General features: G+C 63.8%; 19 protein-coding genes. 11 read left to right on the top strand and 8 right to left on the bottom strand.

All coding sequences use genetic code 11. The features are described from left to right. Positions 1-97 precede the first annotated feature (97 nt). Genes JHC57_RS00440 through JHC57_RS00425 form a run of 4 tightly spaced genes read left to right on the top strand, consistent with a single transcriptional unit; the run spans position 98 to position 6,012 of the window. Positions 98-421 carry a hypothetical protein gene (locus JHC57_RS00440; protein ID WP_062769473.1) on the top strand — a complete coding sequence of 108 codons (324 nt, stop codon included), beginning with the start codon at positions 98-100 and terminating at the stop codon, positions 419-421. Further along, positions 418-2,445 (top strand): type IV secretion system DNA-binding domain-containing protein, encoded by a 2,028-nt coding sequence (locus tag JHC57_RS00435; RefSeq protein WP_082813374.1) that lies wholly within the window; start codon positions 418-420, stop codon positions 2,443-2,445. Before JHC57_RS00440 ends, JHC57_RS00435 begins: the two co-directional genes overlap by 4 nt. Further along, on the top strand, positions 2,442-5,378 hold the full coding sequence (mobF, locus tag JHC57_RS00430) for a MobF family relaxase (RefSeq protein WP_062769515.1): 2,937 nt from the start codon (positions 2,442-2,444) through the stop codon (positions 5,376-5,378). The genes JHC57_RS00435 and mobF overlap by 4 nt, the downstream gene beginning before the upstream one ends. Next, complete coding sequence (locus JHC57_RS00425; protein ID WP_322787082.1) at positions 5,368-6,012, top strand: lytic transglycosylase domain-containing protein; 645 nt, start codon at positions 5,368-5,370, stop codon at positions 6,010-6,012. The genes mobF and JHC57_RS00425 overlap by 11 nt, the downstream gene beginning before the upstream one ends. Positions 6,013-6,048: 36 nt before the next feature. On the opposite strand, the gene JHC57_RS00420 is transcribed toward JHC57_RS00425, so the two are convergent. From JHC57_RS00420 to JHC57_RS00400, 5 genes are all read right to left on the bottom strand, one after another. Further along, the gene (locus JHC57_RS00420; RefSeq protein ID WP_062769479.1) at positions 6,049-6,810 is read right to left on the bottom strand and encodes a DUF2285 domain-containing protein; all 762 of its coding nucleotides are present in this window, start codon (positions 6,808-6,810) and stop codon (positions 6,049-6,051) included. Between the two features lie 235 nt (positions 6,811-7,045). Beyond that, entirely contained in the window at positions 7,046-7,885 is an 840-nt protein-coding gene (locus JHC57_RS00415) for a RadC family protein (RefSeq protein ID WP_294027756.1), read from the bottom strand. 92 nt (positions 7,886-7,977) lie between these two features. After that, positions 7,978-8,451: a hypothetical protein gene (locus JHC57_RS00410; protein WP_062769482.1), complete on the bottom strand. Its 474-nt coding sequence runs from the start codon at positions 8,449-8,451 to the stop codon at positions 7,978-7,980. Positions 8,452-8,490: 39 nt separating this feature from the next. Next, positions 8,491-8,823 (bottom strand): hypothetical protein, encoded by a 333-nt coding sequence (locus JHC57_RS00405; protein ID WP_062769485.1) that lies wholly within the window; start codon positions 8,821-8,823, stop codon positions 8,491-8,493. Between the two features lie 60 nt (positions 8,824-8,883). Further along, positions 8,884-9,402 carry a helix-turn-helix transcriptional regulator gene (locus tag JHC57_RS00400; protein WP_062769488.1) on the bottom strand — a complete coding sequence of 173 codons (519 nt, stop codon included), beginning with the start codon at positions 9,400-9,402 and terminating at the stop codon, positions 8,884-8,886. Positions 9,403-9,748: 346 nt separating this feature from the next. Between JHC57_RS00400 and JHC57_RS00395 the strand changes: the two genes are divergently transcribed. The 6 genes from JHC57_RS00395 (at position 9,749) to JHC57_RS00370 (ending at position 13,647) form a co-directional block, all read left to right on the top strand. Continuing rightward, positions 9,749-10,489: a LuxR family transcriptional regulator gene (locus JHC57_RS00395; protein WP_062769491.1), complete on the top strand. Its 741-nt coding sequence runs from the start codon at positions 9,749-9,751 to the stop codon at positions 10,487-10,489. A 79-nt stretch (positions 10,490-10,568) separates the two neighbouring features. After that, positions 10,569-11,183, top strand: coding sequence for an acyl-homoserine-lactone synthase (locus tag JHC57_RS00390; protein ID WP_215353470.1), 615 nt, complete (start codon positions 10,569-10,571; stop codon positions 11,181-11,183). A 10-nt stretch (positions 11,184-11,193) separates the two neighbouring features. Then, on the top strand, positions 11,194-12,099 hold the full coding sequence (locus JHC57_RS00385) for a phytanoyl-CoA dioxygenase family protein (protein ID WP_294027751.1): 906 nt from the start codon (positions 11,194-11,196) through the stop codon (positions 12,097-12,099). Next, positions 12,096-12,716: a GntR family transcriptional regulator gene (locus JHC57_RS00380; RefSeq protein WP_062770315.1), complete on the top strand. Its 621-nt coding sequence runs from the start codon at positions 12,096-12,098 to the stop codon at positions 12,714-12,716. Before JHC57_RS00385 ends, JHC57_RS00380 begins: the two co-directional genes overlap by 4 nt. A gap of 101 nt (positions 12,717-12,817) precedes the next feature. Continuing rightward, on the top strand, positions 12,818-12,952 hold the full coding sequence (locus tag JHC57_RS00375; RefSeq protein ID WP_255266016.1) for a hypothetical protein: 135 nt from the start codon (positions 12,818-12,820) through the stop codon (positions 12,950-12,952). 101 nt (positions 12,953-13,053) lie between these two features. After that, positions 13,054-13,647: a lasso peptide biosynthesis B2 protein gene (locus JHC57_RS00370; RefSeq protein WP_294027747.1), complete on the top strand. Its 594-nt coding sequence runs from the start codon at positions 13,054-13,056 to the stop codon at positions 13,645-13,647. On the opposite strand, the gene JHC57_RS00365 is transcribed toward JHC57_RS00370, so the two are convergent. Next, the gene (locus JHC57_RS00365) at positions 13,587-14,183 is read right to left on the bottom strand and encodes a hypothetical protein (protein WP_218017003.1); all 597 of its coding nucleotides are present in this window, start codon (positions 14,181-14,183) and stop codon (positions 13,587-13,589) included. The genes JHC57_RS00370 and JHC57_RS00365 overlap by 61 nt on opposite strands. Between JHC57_RS00365 and JHC57_RS00360 the strand changes: the two genes are divergently transcribed. Then, the gene (locus tag JHC57_RS00360; RefSeq protein WP_366928521.1) at positions 14,121-15,344 is read left to right on the top strand and encodes an asparagine synthase-related protein; all 1,224 of its coding nucleotides are present in this window, start codon (positions 14,121-14,123) and stop codon (positions 15,342-15,344) included. The genes JHC57_RS00365 and JHC57_RS00360 overlap by 63 nt on opposite strands. A 43-nt stretch (positions 15,345-15,387) precedes the next feature. On the opposite strand, the gene JHC57_RS00355 is transcribed toward JHC57_RS00360, so the two are convergent. Then, positions 15,388-17,343, bottom strand: a complete 1,956-nt coding sequence (locus JHC57_RS00355) for an Atxe2 family lasso peptide isopeptidase (RefSeq protein WP_062770306.1) — start codon at positions 17,341-17,343, stop codon at positions 15,388-15,390. Beyond that, positions 17,337-20,273 (bottom strand): TonB-dependent receptor, encoded by a 2,937-nt coding sequence (locus JHC57_RS00350; RefSeq protein WP_082813419.1) that lies wholly within the window; start codon positions 20,271-20,273, stop codon positions 17,337-17,339. The genes JHC57_RS00355 and JHC57_RS00350 overlap by 7 nt, the downstream gene beginning before the upstream one ends. Between the last annotated feature and the right edge of the window lie 42 nt (positions 20,274-20,315).

The raw sequence follows: 20,315 nt of genomic DNA, 5'->3' as shown, positions 1-20,315 counted from the left end.
GGACGCATTAGGCCATTGGAATATTGGAGCTTTGCGGCTATAGTCGAGCCGCTTCACAACCTCATGTCCAAAGGCTCCACTTTTTTGGAGCATCACTTTGGCAAAATTATCTCTCCGGCTCGACGACGCTCTCTATGATCGTCTGCTCGCCTCGGCGGACGCGGCGGGCATGACCCCGTCCGCTTATATCCGCGAGGCACTCGAACAGCTCAATGGCGCCGATCCCTTCGGTTTCCACGCCCGCTTCGATGAACTTCATTCGACCGTCATCCAGATACTCGCGATCCTCGCGTCGGACGTTGGTGCGCGCGACCCCCGGGCGCTCGCCAAGGGGATGGAGGACACCCACCGGCTGCTCCGCGAACGGGGGCTGCCGACCGGCGATGCGCTTGCTCGCCAGGGGGGAGGGCGGATGTCATGAGCATCTTTCGCAACGACACCCTCGGAAGCTGGACGCGCGGCGGCCAAGCTATCGTCCACAATGTCCGCATGACCACCCAGGTCTTCTTCCAGACCGTGATGGCGGGAACCGCGATCTGGATCATCGGCGCCATCTGGTACGCGCTCGAAAAGTCGGGCGATTATCAGCGCTACCTTCTCCTCAAATATGCCGAGGCCCTGTTCAAGTCCGATACGGCGCGAGGGACCACCGACCCGGTGCTGTTCCGCAGCCCCGAGGGGCGTGAATATTGGACCTCGGCCGACCTGCTCATCGGCGCGCCGATCATGAAGGAAGCGCTGAAAACGCTCGAGAGCGACATCATCACCGGGGCGATCCTCTCCGGTTTCTTCGCGCTCGGCGCGCTCCTCGTCGCCTGGTTCTATTTTACCCGGATGGGGCGTGGACTCGGTTCGAACGAATATCTGCGCGGCGCGCGCTTCGGGTCCGTCTGGCAAATCCGCCGCGCGCTCTGGCGCGAACGCAAGGGGAGTTTCGCGATCGGCGGCGTCAAGGTTCCGCTTGCTTTCGAGCCCGAACATATATTGATCTGCGGGGCTCCCGGCACGGGCAAGACCAACATGATCGTCAAGATGCTCGCCGGCATCCGCGCCTCGGGCCGGCGCGCGATCGTCTATGATACCGCCGGCACCTTCGTCGAGAAATTCTACCGGCCCGGGAAGGACATCCTCCTCAATCCGCTCGACAAGCGAACCGCCATCTGGTCGCCCTGGGTCGATGTCCCGCGCGACTATCATTATGACCAGATCGCGGAATCGATGATCCCGGACAAGCATGGCGACCCCTTCTGGTCGAAGGCCGCGCGCGGGACTCTGGTCGCAGTCATGCGCAAGCTCGCGGCCGAGAAGCGCACCTATGTCTCGGCGCTCCTCGAGACCATCGTGCGTTCGCCGCTGAAGACCCTCGGCGCCTATGTCGCGGGGACCGATGCGGCGGCCTTTGTGTCGTCGGAAGGCGAGCGGACCTCGGCGGGGGTGCAGGCCGAGCTTGCCTCGGTAATGCGCAGCTTCGCCTATCTCGACGATACCGACGATGGTCTCTCGATCCGCGACTGGGTGACCACCGAGGGGGATGACAGCTGGCTTTTCATCACCGTCAAGGCCGACCAGCTTCCGTCGCTCCGCCCCCTGATCACCGTCTGGCTCGACATTGCGATCAGCGCGATCATGAGCCTTGAACCCGATCAGGCCCGGCGCCTCTATTGCGTGATCGACGAGCTGCCGAGCCTCCAGAAACTGCCCTCGCTTTCGGATTTTCTCGCCCGCGCCCGCAAATATGGCGGCTGCGGCATTTTGGGGTTCCAGTCCTATCCGCAGCTGAAAGCAACCTATGGCCAGGAGGAAGCCGCCGCCGTGACCGGCTATTGCTCGACCTGGGTCGCACTCCGGGGGAACGACGGCGACACCGCCGATCTCGTCTCGAAGAATCTGGGACAGGTCGAGCAGGTCGAAGCCAATGAGGGGATGAGCTACGGCGTCAATGATATGCGCGACGGGGTCAATCTCTCGCGCATCCAGGTGACGCGGCCGCTCGTCCTCCACACCGAGGTCACGAACCTGCCGAACCTTGCAGGCTTCTTGCGCTTCGGCCGCGGCTTGCCGGTGATCCGGTTCGACGATCGCTACAACCGGACGCCGTCCTCCGCGGAGGCTTTCATCGAGCGGAGCGATCCCCCGCTGCGCACCGTGTCGACCCCTTCGCTGCCTGCTCCCGCTGCTCCATCCAAACCGCCTGCCACGCGCAAGCGCCCGCCGAAACAGGCCGCCGGTTCGGCGGCGCCCGAACTTCCTCTGGGTCCGGTCGCCACCGCTGGCGATGGCGACAAAGGCGACGGAAAGGCACCGATCGATCCTGCCGGTGGTATCGGGGGACATGACCCCGATGCGCCGATTGCACGCCTCGAGATCATCGCCACGCCGTGGACGCACTCGCTTCGCCAGCACGGTCGCCCGGGCGGCCGCCGCAGTCCCGCGAATCCGGCATGATCCATCCGCGCCGCCTCGGGGGCACGCCCGCTAATGTCGCCCGCTATTACACCATCGGCGACTATTATACGAAGGGAGGGAACGAGCCCTCGGCATGGGGCGGGCGGATCGCTACCGAACTCGGGCTCGAAGGTGCGGTCGAGCGCGGGGCGCTCGAGATGCTGCTCGCCGGCAAGGTCGGCGAGCAGCATCTCGGCCGTCGCCGCCATGGCACCATCGAGCATCATCCCGGCTGGGACTTCTCGGTCAACGCGCCGAAATCGGTGTCGATCATGGCGCTGGTCGCGGGCGACGAGCGTATCGTTGCAGCCCATGAGAAAGCGGTGGGTACTGCGATCGGCTGGATCGAGGAAGATGCCGCGCTTCGCCGCCGCATGAACGGCGACATCGTCCACGAGACGACCCGCCAGCTTCTCTACGCGCGCTTCACCGAACATGCCTCCCGCGAGCTCGACCCCCATCTCCACACCCATGTCGTCATTCTCAACATGACCCGGCACGCGGGGGATGAACAAATGGTCAGCCTCGAAACCCGCGCCATGTTCGCCGAGCAGATGACCGCCGGGCAAATCTACCGCAACGATCTCGCGCATCGCCTGCGCGGACTCGGATATGATATCGACTTCGACCCGCGGCGGGGGCTCTTCGAGATACGCGGCGTACCGCAGGACATGATCGCCGACATGTCGCGGCGCGCCGAACAGATCGACGCCCACGCCAAGGATCATGGCCTCGAGGGGCAGGCGGCACGCACGAGATCCTTCTTCGAAACCCGCCGCGCGAAGCAGAAGGTCGGGCTCGAAGGCCTTCATAGCCAATGGTCGGTGCGGTCCGCGGCGCACGCTCCAACTCTCGACGCAATTCGCAGCCGCGCGGACGAGCGCGGCGAACGGGAAATAGGCGTCGATCGGGCGACCGCGAGCCGGGCATCGCTTTACGGACTTCGCCAGTCCGAGACGCGCGAGGCCGTCAACAATCTCGGGCGGCTCATTCGGACCGGGCTCGCCTCGCATGTCGGCGAGGTGCGGCTCGAAGATGTCCGGCCCCTCTTCGAAGCGCATGAAGAAAGGTTCAAGCTGCTGCGGACCAGGGAGCAAACGGGCGACGGCGTACTGACGCGCGGACGGACCTCGCGCCGTACCGCGCGCCTCGAGATCGCGCTTTCGGGCCAGATCTCGCTCAGTCTCGACGACACTATACCCTTAGCTTCACCAGAACGGATCGAGGGATCGCTTCGGGGCAGCATCCTCAATGACGATCAGCGCAAGGTGCTAAGCTGGCTCGCATTGTCGAGTGACCGGGTCGTCAGCGTCGATGGGGTTGCGGGCTCGGGCAAATCGACGCTGGTCCAGCAATTGAAGGCGGCCGCCGATCCCGATTGGACGTTCGTCGGTTTGGCGCCCACCTCGTCGGCAGCGGGCAAGCTCGGCGCCGATGCCGACATTGAATCGCGAACCGTCGCGGCGCTGCTTGCCGGCGGCGGTCATGACGTTACCGACCGCCATGTGCTCGTCCTCGACGAGGCTGGCCAGCTCGGCAGCCGGCAGGCGCTCCGCGTGCTGCAAATCAGCCGCGACACGGGCGCCCGCGTCATCTTGCTCGGCGACAACAAGCAGACCGGGGCGATCGAGCAGGGAAAACCCGCCTGGCTCATGCAGCAGCTCGGTCTTCCGACAGCGCGGCTGAAGGTCGCGGTTCGGCAGGAAACCAAGTCGATGAAGGCTGCCGTCGCAAACGCGCGGCGCGGCGATTATGCCGCGTCGCTCGATGCGCTCGACAAGGTGGTTAGCGGCCAGCGCGCCGACAAGCTTGCGGAATCGTTGGTTGGCGAATGGACGCGGCTCAAACCCGGCACCCGCGAGACGACCAACATTCTCGTTCTCGACAATGCGACGCGGCTGATCGTCAACAGCCGGATTCGCGAGGTGCTGAAACGGGAAGGCGCAATTGGGCTTGAGGATCTGCGGCACTCCGTCCTCACATCGTCGGGCATGACCAACGAGGAGAAACGCTTCGCCCGCTTCTATTCGTGCGGGCAGGTCGTCCGGTTTGCGCGCGATGACGCAGCGCGCGGAATTGCCAAGGACCATGAATATCGCGTCGCCGGCATCGAGCCCGATAGCAAGGGTCGCCAATGGGTACGGCTGGCGGGCGAGAATGGCGGTCAGCTTCTCTGGAACCCGAGGCTGGGACGGGCATCCGAGGTCGCCGTCTTTCTGGAGGACACACGCGACGTGGCAGCGGGCGACCGCATCCAGTGGCGCCTGGCAGCGAAGGAGCTCGATCTTAAAAATGCGGAACGTGGGACCGTGGAGCGGATCGACGGCTCGGTCGCGACAATCCGTTGGGATCGCAAGGCCGAGCCGCAAGCTATTGATTTAGCGCTCCATCGCACCTGGGATCATGGCTATGCCGAGACCGTCTATTCGGCGCAGTCGAAAACCTACGACCGCGCCTATGTGCTGGCGCCGCTCGGATCGGGCCTCGTCAATGCCCAGAATTATTACACCGCGATCACGCGCGCGCGCTTCGGCGTCAAGCTCTGGACCGAGGATCCCGAGCGCCTCGTCCGGAAGCTCGAGGCGAACTCGGGCGAGAAGACATCGGCGCTGGAGGGGCTGGGGCGCCTCGCGCGCGACAGCCACCGAATACGGAGCCTGCGCCACCCGGGCGCAATCGAACGCGAGCGCGCTGCAATGTTGCAGTCACGAACTGAGCGCGCGCAGCGGCGGGCGGACCGAGAACGCGCTTGGGCGGAGATGTTCCGTCCGGCCAGCCTCGCCGAACGGCTTGCCGGGCGCGCCCACCGTGCGGCAGGCCAATTCGATGACTATCTGCACGGGCTATTGGGTGCGGGCAAGCAAGCGGCACCCGAGCCGGTACCCGAACAGCGGCGCCACCAGGAACCCGATCGCGGAGGCCATGATCGATGAAATCCGATGGTCCCGGACCGGACCACGAAGACTGCGGATCAGCGAGCGGAAGTCACGTCGGACCGATGGCGTTCGAACCCATCGACATCGACACCCTTTTATTGTCGGAGCGACGAGCCCCATGATGAAATTCCCTATTGTCTGCCGTTTGCTGACCATCATTGTCGCGGCTTCAACCTTTGCCGGGTACGCAAGCACGGCATCGGCCAAGCCTCCGGACGCGCAGCAGGAAGTCGAACTCGCCACCTGCATTCGCAAGGCCTCAAAAGGCAGGGCCTGGCTTGAGCGCACCCTGTGGGGACTCCGCGATCAGGAGGGCGGCTGGATCGGCGCCGCGGTCGCCAACAGCAATGGCACACATGATCTCGGACCCCTTCAGGTCAACAGCTGGTGGGTTCCGAAAATCGCCAAACTCGTCGGACGTCCCGAGGATCATGTCCGATCATGGTTGCAGAACGATGCCTGCTTCAACGCCGAGGCCGCGCGCTGGATATTTCTGTCCGGGCTGGCCGTCACAGGCGATTATTGGAAAGCGGTCGGCGTCTATCATAGTCCAACGGGGTGGAGGCAGGCGCGATATGCAAACAGCGTCGCAGTCCATTTACGGCGGCGCTTTGGACGATCGATATGGTGACACCGATATTGCGGAGATGACCCGCGCTTGGGTGGCTCAGCGGAACCACGGCCCGCTGAATGGGTCGGCGAGATACTGCTGCGCGGCCTTCACTAGCCGCTGGACGCGCGAGCGGTAGGATGCACTTTCAATTCGCCAACGACGCGCCGTGACACTCTCACCGAACAGGACCTCGGCGATTCTCTTCTGCGATGCGCCCGCGGCCAGCGCATCGGCGGTTCGTAGCTCGAGTATCCAGCGCGCGGCCCGGCTTTCGCGCGGACGCAGCGACGCCGGCATTTCGCCGCGCGCCGTCAATGCCAGAAACTGTTGCAACGCCGCGATCTTTGGGGCCGCTGAATCCACGCCTTCGATCTCATGCACGAGAAGAGTGGATCGGCCGAGCAAGGTGCCATCATGGTGCATAAGCCGGATCAGCCAGCGACCGTCCGAAATGAGCCAATGTTCTCTGTTCGCCTGATCGACCGAGATCGAGACATAGTCGGCGAGCGCGAGGACATCGAAATTATCGCCGGGACCAGGCGCGCGGCGTCCGGCGCGCGTCTGGAGAACTTTGGGGTCGACGTCAGGCGACCAGATGGGGCGAGCTTCGGGTGCGGAAATGGCGGGGTCGATCCAGGCAAGCAGACCGACCCTTATCGGTGCATCGATCGGGAGCCGGTCCCGGGCCGCCCATAGGCGGCGATACCGGGGTGTTCGCCGCAGCCATTCCCACGCGAAGGCGCGGCGGTCGCACAGCATAAGCGCCGAATATTCACTGGCCACCTGCCAATCGGCTGCAGGCGGACCGCTGTTCATGCAAAATAGCCGGAATATATTCGGAATATTTTCATGAAGCGTCGTTCTGGCCCTTGTCGATATCCCTCAGATTCCGGAAGCTTGGCGAGTGGTGATGTCGTGCCGTGCGGCACGTTCCGGTTGCGCCAGGCGAGGTGGTTGCAACGCTGCTTTACCTCCGCGGACCCGAACCTGCATTGTCCGGGCTTGCGGGTCTCCGGCGCGCACATGCGGCGCCGGGAGCAGGGCTAGCCGGCTATTCGGCACCTTCCGCAAAATAGGCGCTGAGTCGATGCATAATCTCGGGCTCGATCGTCATGATGCTCCGTCGCCCGTCGAAGGTATCGGGCTGCCGCCGTAATATGCCTGCTTCGCAGAGCTTTTGGGCGAGTCGTAGCGCGCTGCTCATCGGGATGCCCGATGCGACGCACATGGGATATAGATGGAGCACCCGGCCTTCGCACTGGTGGATGAACAGGTCGAGCAGCATGTCCCAGGCAGGCTCGACGAAAAGACATTCGGCGCCAATAAGTTGTCGGCGCAGAAAGCGGCGACGCTGCGTGATGCGCGCGTTGGTCAGCACGAGCTCTGCCTTGGCCCGCCGATCGGCGGCGGTATCGGGGCTCTTCAGGGTGAAGGAGAAGGTGCCGCGTCGGGCCGTATCATCGACGATTATCCGTGATGTCTGGTTTGCGGTCACGACAATATGACCCGACAGCCGGATATCGAGTGCATGTCCGATATCCGCGAGGCGGCGCGTTGCTTCGATGTCCTCGTCGCTCGGATGCGGATTTCCGCTCGGATGATTGTGGACGAGCAGAATCGCGGCGGCATTGAGTTCGAGCGCGCGGCGGAAGATGACCCTCGGATAGAGCGCCAAATGGGCGAGGCTGCCGCTTTGCAGGCATTCATCGGCAATAAGATGGCGCGACCCATCGAGGAACAGGATGCGCAGATGTTCGTCGGCGAGCGACCCCATGGATGCGATGAGATAGTCTCCGAGTTTCGCATCGTCCAGATCGATCCGCCTCGAATAGAGCCTGCCGCGCATCGATGCGAGCATCGCGCGCCGCGTGCAGAGGAGCAGGTCGATCACCGCTGCGTGGTCGCCGAGAATGCGGGCCAGGGCTTCGGGCGTTTGGGCCCAGATCCTCTCGAGGCTGTGAAACTCTTCGAGAAGCGCGCGCGCTAGGTCTTCGCTGTCTTCCGGAGAAATCGCTGCGATGAGCTGTGCCAGGACGGATAATTGGCGTTGGTGCGAAGCCGTCTTTGGTGCCGCCAGGTTGCGAACAACAGGAGAGGGGGAACCGCCCAGGAGGCCGCTACCTGCATGACCATATAGGCCGCCGGATCCATCGCGAGATTGAGGGCGCGGCTGGAATGGGCCAGCAGCGGCAATATGTGGAGAACGGCCGCGATCATCGGCCAAAAACGATAGGCGAAAAGTGCGAGCAGCAATGTCGCGGAGGCGCCGAAACCATCGATGAGCAAATGCCCGAAGTCGAGAACCGCATATTCGGGCGCAACGAACTGGTGCAGCAGAAGGTCCGATCCGACCATCGTCGCCGCGATCCCCGCCATCACCCGTTCGGGGCCGCCACCCCGCCAGGCGGCGTAGCCAAGAGCCGCGAGCAGGAACAGGGCGAAGATCGCGACACGCATTTCGCATCTGTTTCACTCTCGCGGCCCCCGGTCAAATTCTTACGTTGCGACCGCATGCAGCCGGTGGACGGCTGCCCGCTTCGGGCATTCCTCGTGCAGGTCATAACCCGCCGTTTCCTGGCCGATGGCGACCAGTTCGCCATGGACGCGCAGCACATCGCCGCCGGCGTCGATCAGTGCCATCTGCGCTTTCGCAAGGCGCTGGATCGTCGCCTGCCCCTTGGCGGGCGGCACGCCTTCGGTATCACGCCGCGCCGTGACCACGCTCGCCATGAGCGACGATACGGCGATGAGGGCATCGTCGATCCGGATTTCGGCTGACGGCAATTGCTGCTGCAAGCTGGTGGCAATGGATATGAGATGTTCGGACATGACTTCTCCTTTGCCAGAAGCAGGGCTTCCGGCTGTTGCTGTAGGGCAAGATGAAGGGATTTAGCCGGACATGAGCCGCGTCAGCGCCTCTGCAATACCGAGCCCGCCGAGCAGGGCGAACACCACCACCATGAGCATGATGGCGATGATTGTAGCCTTGGCAGTCGGTGCATGGTCATGCCTCCAGATCGTCCCGGACGGTGGGCGTTCGCCCGATAATCCGGCCATCGCCCCTTTGCCCTCGCGGACATCGAGATAATGGTCCGGATCGCCGTCCGGGAAATCGGATGGCGCGAGGGAGGGCATGATGGGAAGCTCTACCGGATCATATGCGATCCGATCGCATATGCTCTTCAGCCGGGCATAGCGGATGGCGGTATCGTCACGATTGATGGCGGCGAGCGTCTTGCGCGCAGCCGATATCCGCTGATCGACCGTGTACCGCGAAATGCCGAGCTCGCGGGCGATCTGCTTCGACGTCTTGCGCTGTAGCACGAGGTCGAGGCACAGGCGCTGCTTGTCGGTGAGCAGCGCCCAGAGCCTTGCTTCGGCTGCGTCAGGTTCCTGCGCCCCATCCATCCCGTCAGTTTCGTGACATTGTATATTGAGGCAAGCCGCTTTTGAAATTTGGCTTCTTCATTAAGCCCATCCTCGAACAGATATTGCCCGTGACCGGGCGGTGACCTTTGATTGTCGGTGTGCTTCGACTTCGAAACAATCCCCAATCTGGTTCTAACTGACGAATATATTTGAAACATATGGCGCCGCCGATAGCGTCGCCCCTGTTCCGCGCTGCTGGTGGACCAACGGCAGGCGTCATGGCTGGACTTTCGCCTGCTTGAGAGGGCTGGGGGGCAGCACTGAAACAGGGGCTTCACCCGGCAGTCAGGCTTGAGGACGCTGCCGGTGCCGCCAATGGGTCGGAATGCGCACAATCGAGGCCGCGCGGCAACTTGAAGACGACATCATGGCGGTCGATAGCGAGGACGCGCTCGTCGATATCCTCCGCGAGATTTGCTCGCATATGGGCTGCGCCTGGTTTGCGATCAGCCACCATGTCGATTTTCTCGCGGCTCCCGACAAGGGCATCCGTCTCCACAACTATCCTGAAGGCTTTGCGCATTGGTTCGACGAGAATCGCCTCGGCGTCTCGGATCCCGTGCACCGCTTCAGTCATCGCCGAACATCGGGTTTTCGCTGGCGCGATATGACGCTCCATCGGCCGCGACCTCAAGATGCCGAGGTGCTGGAACGCGCCCGCCGTCACAACATCGCCGACGGACTGACGGTCCCTGTGCATTTGCCGGGGGAGGCGCATGGCTCTGTATCCTTTGCATGGACCGATAGCGGATCGATGCCGCCCGAAGCGCTTGTCTTTGCGCAAAGCCTCGGGGCGTTCGTCTTCGAAGCCGCGCGCCGGCTCGGCGATCCCGTCTCGCTCGATGAGCGGCCGCAGCTTACCGATCGGCAGATCGAATGTCTGATGTGGGCGGCGCGCGGCAAATCCAATTCGGTCATCGCGCAGCTGCTCGATATTAGCGAGGAGACGGTGCGCGAGCATTTGCGCAATGCGCGGGCAGCCTATGACGCGCCGACGCGGATAGCGCTCGCCATTCGCGCCCTGTTCGACAGCGCGATCTGTTTCGGGGATGTCGCCCGAGGCTGACACCCCCCCTTTGTGTTATGGCACGGCCGCATTTCCCGGTTCATCTGAATTGTCTCTTTTCAAACAAGGGGACAATCTCATGCTTCTCACCATCGACCAGGATAGCCGGGACCGCGAACATATCGCGCTTCGTTCGATGTTCGCGGCGCGCAAACGCGTCTTCATCGATCTTCTGAAATGGGACATTCCGGCCCTCGCGGATCAATATGAAGTCGATCATTTTGACGATATCCATGCCACCTATCTGATCGTCACCGACGAGGCGGGCGAACATCTCGCTTCGGCACGTCTGCTGCCAACCACGCGGCCCGCGCTGCTCGATGCGCTCTTTCCCTTTCTCGTCACCGGCCCCATCCCTCAGGGGCCAGCCATCTTCGAAATCACCCGCTTCTGTCTCTCGCCGGGGATCGGCGCGCGGCAGCGCCGGATCGCGCGCGACGTGCTCCTCGTGGGTCTCGCCAAACATGCCCTCGCGAACGACATCCACACCTACACTGGCGTCGCCGAACATACCTGGTTCCGGCAGATTCAGACTTTCGGCTGGGATTGCCACGCGCTTGGCGAGCCGGTCCTCCACCAGGGACAGGCGCTTGTGGCGCTTCGCATCGATATCGATCGCTCCACGGTGGCGAAGCTCGCCGCAGCGGGCATCGCCGTCAAGTCCGCTGCGGCCCCCGCCGCGCGTGCCGCTTGAGGAGGGCGCGATGATCATCAATCCAGCATCATACGGAATAAACCGTCGAGGCTCGCCCGCGGCCCGTGACCTCATGTCCAATGGCTTCGCGATCATCCGGGGCGCCGCGCCAACGTCATTGCTCGGCCGTATCAATGTCGACCTCGATTCGCGTTATGCTGCCACACCCTTCTGTGAAGGCGGCTTCTACGGCGCGAGGACCAAGCGCTTCGGACGCCTGCTCATTCGCTCGCCGCACATGGCGGACCTCGTCATGAACCGCGCGATACTCGAATTGGCCGAGATCGCGCTTGGCAATTGGTGCGAGCGCATTCAGCTCAACCTAGCGCAGGCGATCGAGCTTCATCCCGGCGCGCTCGCCCAGTTCCCGCATCGCGATCAGGATATGTGGCAAGGCGCGCTCGGCGAGGTCGAATATCTCGTCAACGTCATGTGGCCGCTGACCTCGTTCACTGCAGAAAATGGCGGAACGATCATCTGGCCGCGCAGCCATGGGCTCGAAGCGCTGGTGGAAGAGCCAAGGGAGGCGCCCATCATCGCTGAGGCCGAACCCGGCGATGCGATCGTTTTCCTCGGGTCGACGCTGCACGGAGCCGGCGCAAACCATAGCAAAGCTGTCCGGCGGGGGATCATTGTCAGCTACTGTCTTGGATGGCTCAAGCCCTATGAGAATCAATGGCTGGCCTATCCTCCGCATATCGCGCGATCCTTTCCAAGGGAGATCTCCGAACTCGTCGGCTATGTCCAGCACCGGCCCAATCTCGGCAATTTCGAGGGTCAATGCCCGTCGGTCCTCTTCGATGCCGACCCCGAGGACGCGCGCGCGGCGGTCGATGCCCTTCGGCCCGATCAAGCCGCCATGCTCGCGCAGCATGTCGCGTCCCAGCAAGCGGTCGCCTCGGGGACGAGATCATGAGTCCCGGCGCGACGATGGAACTCGTCTATGCCGAGCTCAAGGCGAAGGTGATGCGCGGCGACTTCGCGCCGGGGGAGCGGCTCGAACCCGCGCAACTTGCGAGGGTGCTTGGCGTCAGCCCGACGCCGGTCCGCGACGCCCTCTACCGGCTTTCGGGCGAAAGGCTGCTCGAAGCCTGGCGTCACGAAGGGTTTCGGCAACCGATACTGGCCGAAGCCGACCTCCACGACCTTTATGCCTGGGGCGCGTCGCTTCTGGCGCTGGCGCTCGAGGGGCAGCCGCCCGACCCCCACATTCCGCAGAGATCGTTCAGCGACTCAGGCGCCGGCGATTATCCCGAGCGGGTTGCGGCGCTGTTTCGGGCGATCGCCTGGACCAACTCTAATCGAGAACTTCGATTTGCGACGGTGAGTTTGATCGAACGCTGCCATGTGTTTCGGGCCGCCGAAGTACGCGTCGACCGGCGGAGCGACGCGGCGATCATCGCGATGGACGATGATTTTCGTTTCGGGCGCTGGAGCGCCTTGCGCAGCAAAATCACACGTTTCCATCGCCGCCGTATCCTTCTCGCGGGCCGCGTCGTGGCGGAACTCAGGCCGCGCGAAGAGTCGCTCTAGAATATATTCGACCCATATGAGCCGTATAAAATTCCTATTTGAACGAGGGAGCATAGCCTTGGCCGTGTCGCAATTCCGCGGCATTGACGAAGGAGAGTCCCATGGACCGCAATGACATTGTCGAAGACGGCATCGAGGAACTGGGCGTCGCGAGCATCGAGACGCGCGGCTCGCTCATCTACGTCGCCGAAATCGGCGGCTTCGAACGGCTCGTTCCGGCCATCCTGGCTGACTGAAGGCCGGGGAGGGCGCGGCACATCGCCGCGCCCTCCACATTCTCATGACATATCAGCTTCGACCCGGGCTTTCCTTTGGCTTCATCGGCGAACGCGCCGTTTTGCTCGACCTCGACATCAACCGCTATTTTCTGATCAAGGCCGAGGCCGCCCAGGCTCTGCGGGACCTGATCGCCGGGACCATTGATGCAGGCACAATTCGTCGCCTTCCCCGGCCCGGCGGGCGGTCGCTGCTGGTCGAAGGCAGCAACGGTTTCGAACCGGTGGAGGCTGCGCTGCCCGGCTCAAGTGTCCTCGAGGCGGAAGCCCGTGTGTCAGCCCATCTTCCATTTCACCATGCGCTGCGCGCGCAACTGGAGGCGAGCGCCAGCCTGCGGATATTGGGCATCAAGCGCAGTATCGCGGCATGGCGCCGGGCTCGCCCGGTGGATGTCGGGCGGCAGTTTTCGATCGAAACTGCGGACCACGCGCGCGCCTTCGCTCTTCGACGTGCCGACGTCCCGATCCAGCGAAGCTGCGTTCCGGACTCGCTCGCCCTGATGCGCCTCCTCTGGCGAAAGGGCCTCGACGCCGACCTCTATTTCGGCGTTCGCCTCGATCCTTTCGCCGCGCATTGCTGGGTGCAGGCCGAAGACTATCTGTTGTCCGATCCGCTGGCGAATGTGCTCAGTTTCACACCGGTCTTCAGGCTGTGACTTTGCGCATCGCCTTCGAAGCGCGCGCTGCGTCGCATTCTGAACCCCGTGGGAGCCTCCGCGAGGTCGCGCGACTGGCCCATGTCCGGTTGCTGAGCGACGCGGCGGTAGCGTTTTCGAAGAAGGGTAACACGCTTCTGTTTGGCTGGGCGTTCCGCCGCTCGGACAATCGCGCCTGCGATGAGCTCGGTGATGACGAAGCCCGTGAAATCGAAGCGCGCGGCGCTGAATGGGCCGTCAAACATTTGTGGGGCAATTATCTTCTGGCCTGGAAGGAGCCGGCGGGCGATGTCCATGTCCTGCGATCGCCGGTGACGGGACCAGCGCTCTTTTTCGCCGAAGACGGCGCCTGCGCATTTTCGCACCTCGAGATTGGCAAGGCGATGGGCCTTTCCCTCGACAGGCTCGATCCCGCCGCGATCGATGCCCAGCTTCGCTTCCCTATCTTGCGCGGTCCGGCAACCGGGATCGCCATGGTGCGCGAGCTTCTCGCCGGCGAAACACTCATGATGGGTTCGCCCGCGGTCGTTCGCCAAGCCTGGTCGCCATGGTCCTTCACCGTGCGTCCACCAGTCGAGGCGTCGCTCGACGAGCTCCGCCGACACGTCATGTCAGCGGTCGGCGCATGGTCGACGCGGTTCGAGCGCGTCCAGCTCGAGCTCTCGGGCGGGCTTGATTCCTCGATCGTCGCCGCCTCGCTCGCGCGGACGCGTGCGACGTGGCGCGCGGTGACGCTTGTGACGCGGCGTCCTGATGGGGACGAACGCCGATACGCCCATGCGGTCGCCGATCACGCCGACATAGCGCTTCTCGAAATATTGCTGAATGCGGCCCCACCGGACCCGCTTGCTGCCCTCGGCGAACCGCGCGTCAGGCCCGGCGGCTTCGGCCTGATCGACGAGAGCGATATCCGGTTATGCGAAGCAGCCGAGGGCTATGGTGCGGGCGCGATATTCACCGGCGTCGGCGGCGATAATCTCTTCGGCTATATCATTTCCGCAGCTCCCGTAGTCGACGCGCTGCGCTTTGCCGGGCTCGGCGCGGCCTGGCGAGCGGCCTCCGACCTTGGGCGCCTCACTAACACCCATATGCTCGAAGCATGGCGCTTCGCTATCAGGCGCCTTCTGAAGCGGCCTCCGCCCTGGCCTCGCGATGAGCGGTTCCTGGCTAGCCGTCATGCTTCGACGGTGCCAGAACATCCCTGGTTTGCCGATGCGTCCGCCGCCAGCGACGGACAGCGCGCCTATGTGGGCATGCTGATGCGCATCCTGCCCTTTCTCGACGGTTATGACCGCGCTTTTCATGTGCCCGTGATCGCGCCGCTGCTTTCGCAACCATTGGTCGAATACGGCCTTGGCGTCCCGGTCTGGCAATGGTCGGCGGGCGGGCACGATCGCTCACTAGCGCGCAAGGCGTTTGCGGGCGATCTTCCGGCGCTTGTTTTACAGCGCCGAACGAAGGGCGGACTCGAATCCCTGTTTGTGCCGGCCTATGATCGAAACCGCGCACATCTGCGCGACTTTTTGCAGGAGGGACTGCTGGCGGCGCTGGGTATCATTGATTGTGACGCGATTGGCGCCGCGACCGCGCGTCCTGCTGGCGCGCTCGACAATGACTATGTTCGCATATTGCAACTCGTCGACATGGAAAGATGGGCGCGTTCGGTTGCAGGGGCACCGACGGCTGGCGGCCAATAGCCCGTGCCGGATGTCCGCCGGGGAACGGACGCCCGGCACGAACCTATGGCGCGGGACGTTGCAAGGGATGTCCCGCGCGCAATTCGCGCCAACGCGCATATCGATCCTGCTTTTGAGGGTTCGGATCCTCGAAATCGGCCAGCCAGAAGCGATACCAGTCGAGGTTGCGCGCATTGACCGCAAATTGATGCACCGGCTGGGTCTTGATGTGAGGCTCGTCGGCGAACACGAAGAGCTCGGCGGGCTTTCCGGCCCGTTTGAGGCGCGTGTGAAACTCGATGACAAGGCGAGCCTCGGCTTCGGGTAGTTGCATCAGGAGAGGGGTGTCGAGGCCGGCGGCGTCGCTTGTCGCGGAAAGCCGGTTCCAGCCTTCGGGATCGGTGTCGGGATCGCCGAGGCCCCATCGGTTCGCCAGCGTGTCGGGCATACCGCTGCCGGGCAACGCAGTGGCCCAATAGAAATGGGGTTCGAACTGCGCCGACGAGAGCGTCGCGGCGGCGAAGCGATCCGACTTGCGGATGGCCCAGAGGGCGACCTGCGATCCGAAACTGAGGCCGCCAATACCGACATGCCGTGGATCGACGATGCCGTCTGCGGCGAGCGTATCGATTGCGGCGGAGATGCCCGAAAGCGCCAGGTCATATTCTTCCTCAGCGTTGGAGAATTTGCCCTGAGCCTTTCGGATACAGAGAACCGCTATCCCGGAGTCCGCGAGGGGCAGCATCGGGATCTCGTCGCCGACGCCGCCCTTCAAGAAACCGTCGCAATGATAATATTGGATCACGAGCGGGAAGGGCGGCGCAGCGTGCGCTGGACGAAGCAGGAAACCGCTGAACTTTTGCCCACTGGCGATCGACCAGGACATGGGCGTGGCCTTTGTGGCGATCTTGCGCCGCAGGTCCGCATTGGGGTCGACCAGGAGTTTCCGGGCCCCGCTGCTATAATCGACGCGAACAAGCCTCGGCGGCGAGACGCCTGAGGCTTCGGCGCAGACAAGGAAGGCGGGTCCAATCGCGCAGCGATCGGGATTGAAGGGCGAGAAGGGCGCCCCGTCGGTGACCGCGAGCCGTTCAGGCGCTTCGCCATTCAGACGCCACAACGAAATTGTCTCTTCGGATCCCGGACTGGCCTCGAAGAGCAAAAGCGCCTTGCCGTCGGGGCGCCAGCCAAGCGCGCGGAGCCTGGGTGATGCACAGGCAGCGATAGCGCATTCGAGGGGCGGATGGCCCGGCTGCAACACGTCGACGCGGGTTTTGCCTCCATCGCGAACGATTCTGGCCTCCGCGCTGTCGCCGGCGACGACATGTTGCCCGATCGCAGAGGTCTGCGGCACGGGAGAGTCGGGCTGGGCCGATCCCCACACCATCGCCGATTTTTCCGTCGGCGGCGTGTCCGCGAGGAGGCGCACGCGTTCAAACCATCCTCCCCGAAGCCGCTGCATGACGCGCTTCCCGTCGACGATCGCGCCCCCGGCGAACGGCTGCATGACATCGACCGTTGGATCAACGAGCACCCCCTCATCATAGGCCCGCTTTTCCGCCGCCGCGATTTGGGCTCGTGTCGCCCCGACATGATAGATGATGCGGCGACCATCGTCCGCCATCCGGAAATCGACGATGTCGGCAGGATCGGAAATCGCGAGCCGGGCCTTGCCGCCCATGCGCCACGACCACACGCCGACCGCGCCGTCCTGCATCGCAAGAAAGTGGAAGCCTTTCGAATCCGCGTCCCATATGGGCGCATTCTCGATCAGCGTGCCGGCAAAGCTGAACCTCGCCGCGCCTCCATCCGCGACGCGGCGATGGTCGCCGCCATTGACCCCAACGATATGCCAGCCAAGTGCAACGCGGTTTTCGGCCACCGAAGGCTCGCTCACACGATAGGCAGCCCAGCGGCCGTCGGGCGATATGGTGACGCCGCTGATGTCGCGTGTCGCCACAATATCCTCGACGGTGACGAGCGGCGTGGCGGCGGCCATCGCCGCCGCCAGCATCACCATGTTACGATCCCCTGCAGCGCGATCGTTCGCCCTACAGCGCTCGCCTGCTCGGGGTCATAGCCGAGTACCGAGGTCGCCGTTCTGAAAAGGACATAAGGCGGGTCCCGATCGAAGAGATTGTTGACGTTGAGTGCCAGGCGGAAGGCTCGCCCACCTGGAGCGCCAGCGATGCGCGCGCCGAGCTGGAGGTCGAATGTCGTCCAGCTCTTCACCTTTTCGGCAGGCGTCGCGGTCTGGTTGCGATAACCCGACATATGGAGCAGCGACAGCCCGCCGTCGAAGGGCCCCGCCTCGAAGCCGAGGCGACCGCGCAGGCGGAGCTTCACGGGATTGCCAAGCGTCCCGACCGCGTTGATCGCTGGCGCGGAGCGCGTGACCTGCTGGTCGATGCTGAACAGGCGAGATCCGCCCAGCGAAAGCGTGAGCGCGCCATTCGGAATGGAATGGCGGTAGGAAGCGTCGAAATCCAGGCCGCGGATCGTCACCCGCGACAGGTTGAAAGTTCGCGCATCGGCGATGACCTCGATATCCGAAGCTTGGACACCGAGCGGATTTCTGAGGTTCGGATTTGCGAAATAGGCAGCGACCTCCGCCGGGTCGGGCGTCTCGTCGACAAGCTCGCCATAGACATCCCGCCGTGCGAGGAAGTTGAAAATATCGAAGGAGGCGCTCGCGATACGGTCGCGATAGGCAATGTCGAACCAGGTGGCTGAAAGCCTCAACCCCGGCAGGGCGACGGGTTCGAGGTCGACGCCCGCCGTCCAGCTCGTCGCCTTCTCGGGGCCAAGGTCGGGACGGAAACCAAGTAGCGCGAGCGCCAGCGTCTGGCCGGTCGGCGATTGAGGATCGGGCAGATAGACGGGCTGGTAGGTCGCATTGGCGGCGCCGACCAGTTCGGTGAAGAAGGGTGCCCTGAAGGAATGGCCATAGGAGGCCCGGACCACCACGCCCCGAACGGGCGTCCAGCGCAGACCCAGCTTGGGGTTGCTCGTGCTGCCGACGTCCGAATAATCCTCATGGCGTCCGGCGAGCGACAGCTGCAGCGCACCCGGGAGGCTCGTCCCTGCATCGAAGATGGGAATTACCAACTCGCCATAAAGGGCTCGAACCGTGCGCTTGCCCGGAAGCCCGGGCAGGCGCGAGGTGGTTGTGCTGTTACCGAAGAGGTCAAAGACCGACGTATAGTCGAGGCGTTCGCCGCGAATCTCGGCGCCGGCGGCGAGTTTCACTGTGCCGGCGGGAAGATCGAACAAACTGCCGTCCGCGCGCAGAGCCGCCGTCCAGACTCGCGAGCGCACCCGCGAGACAAGGCCGCCGCGAAGTCTGCCGACAAGCGCCGGATCATTGACCGCGCCGTCTCCGAACACGTTCAGCGCTGTTGCCGGGTCGGATAATACGAGCGCCTCGGAGCGGCGCGTGATGTGGATGATATTGATGTCGTCGGCGCGCTCGCGCTGCAGGCCGTAGCCGCCGCTGATCTCGAGCGACCAGTCGCCAACATTGGCGCGTGCCCCGCCTGAGAGGTTGAGGGCGCGCGCTCTACCGCGCGCGCCCTCGGGACCGAAATCGGCCGACGGGTCGTAGAATACCGTGATCGGCTGACCGGTGCCGATCGGATCGACATAATAGGGATTGGCGCTCGTGACGGTGACGGGAACGGGTCCGAACCGGCGCTGGTTCACACGGTAACGCCTGTCCGCATAGAGACCCCGCGCAAAAAGGGTGATCGCCCCGATCTCCTGTTCGGCTGAGGCATAGAAGCTGAGGCTGCGTTGGCGCGGCAGGATGTCGACGAGCCGCTGCGCGTCGGCGCGATTGAAGCTCCCCTCGATCAGATCGGCCGCGGTGAGGCCCCGCCCGTCCTGTCCAGGGGGAATTGCGAAAACGCGGCCATTGGCGGCAAGGATCGTCCCGGGATTGGCGAAATTCGACCGAAGGTCGGGGCCGCCTACGGGGCGCAGATCTTCGCTGGTGAAGCGCCGCTTCGTTGCGGGCAGGTTGCCGCGGCTGTAATATTCGGCGGCGAGTACGAGGTGACCGCTGTTCCATTTTTTGCCGAGCAGCTGGGCGATCTGCATCTCGCTGAAATCGCCGTCCGCCGTCCCGGCTCGCATGCGCGTCTCCGCACCTTCGAAGCGATTGCGGAAGCGAAGATTGACGACGCCTGCTACCGCGTCCGAACCGTAAATGGCCGACGCCCCGTCGGTCAGTATCTCGATACGGTCGATCGCGGACGAGGGGATCAAGGAGAGATCGGTAAACGCACCCCAGGCACCGCCCATGGCCGGGCGAACGCCGTCGAACAGGGTGAGCGTAGAGGCGCTGCCAAGACCGCGCAAATTGATCCCCGACCCGAAGTTGAGATTTGTGTTCGCATTGCCTCGCGCGGTCGCGCCAAATGTGGCCTCACTGGGGCCGCCCGAGAAATTCTGCGGGATGGTTTGAAGATAGTCGGCGAGCGTCGTGCGCCCGCTCCGGTCAAGCGCATCGCGATCCACGATCGTCACGGGCGAGCCGACCGGGCCGGCTCCGCGAATGCGGGTACCGGTGACAATGATCTGCGCGTCATCACTCTGCGCGGTCCCGCGATTTGCCGAGCTTTCGGCGAACCTGTCGCCCTTTCCCTCGCGGATAACGAGCGTTCCGTCCACGCTTTCGGCGACCAGTTCGGTGCCGGCCAGAAGCTGCGCCAGGGCCGCATCGGCGTTGAAGGTGCCGCTGACCCGGGCGCTTTTCTTGCGCGCGACAACGTCCGAATTGGCGATGACGTCCCGGCCCGAAAGTTCGGAATATTGCCGCAAAGCGTCCGCCAGATCCTGCGGCGCGATGTCATAGCTTTGTTGGCCCGTCTCAGCCGAGGCGGCGGGCACTGGAAGCCCAATCGTCGCAGCCGTCGAAGCCAGGATAGCTGCCAGAAGTCTCACTCTCATCTTTCCCTCCCGCGCGGCCGTGATGGCCGTCTGGAAGGGCGA

It is taken from the genome of Sphingopyxis sp., from assembly GCF_016463645.1.
Taxonomy (GTDB): Bacteria; Pseudomonadota; Alphaproteobacteria; order Sphingomonadales; family Sphingomonadaceae; genus Sphingopyxis.
The sequence above is the reverse complement of the archived record's forward strand: the minus strand, read 5'-3'. Positions and strand labels throughout refer to the sequence as shown.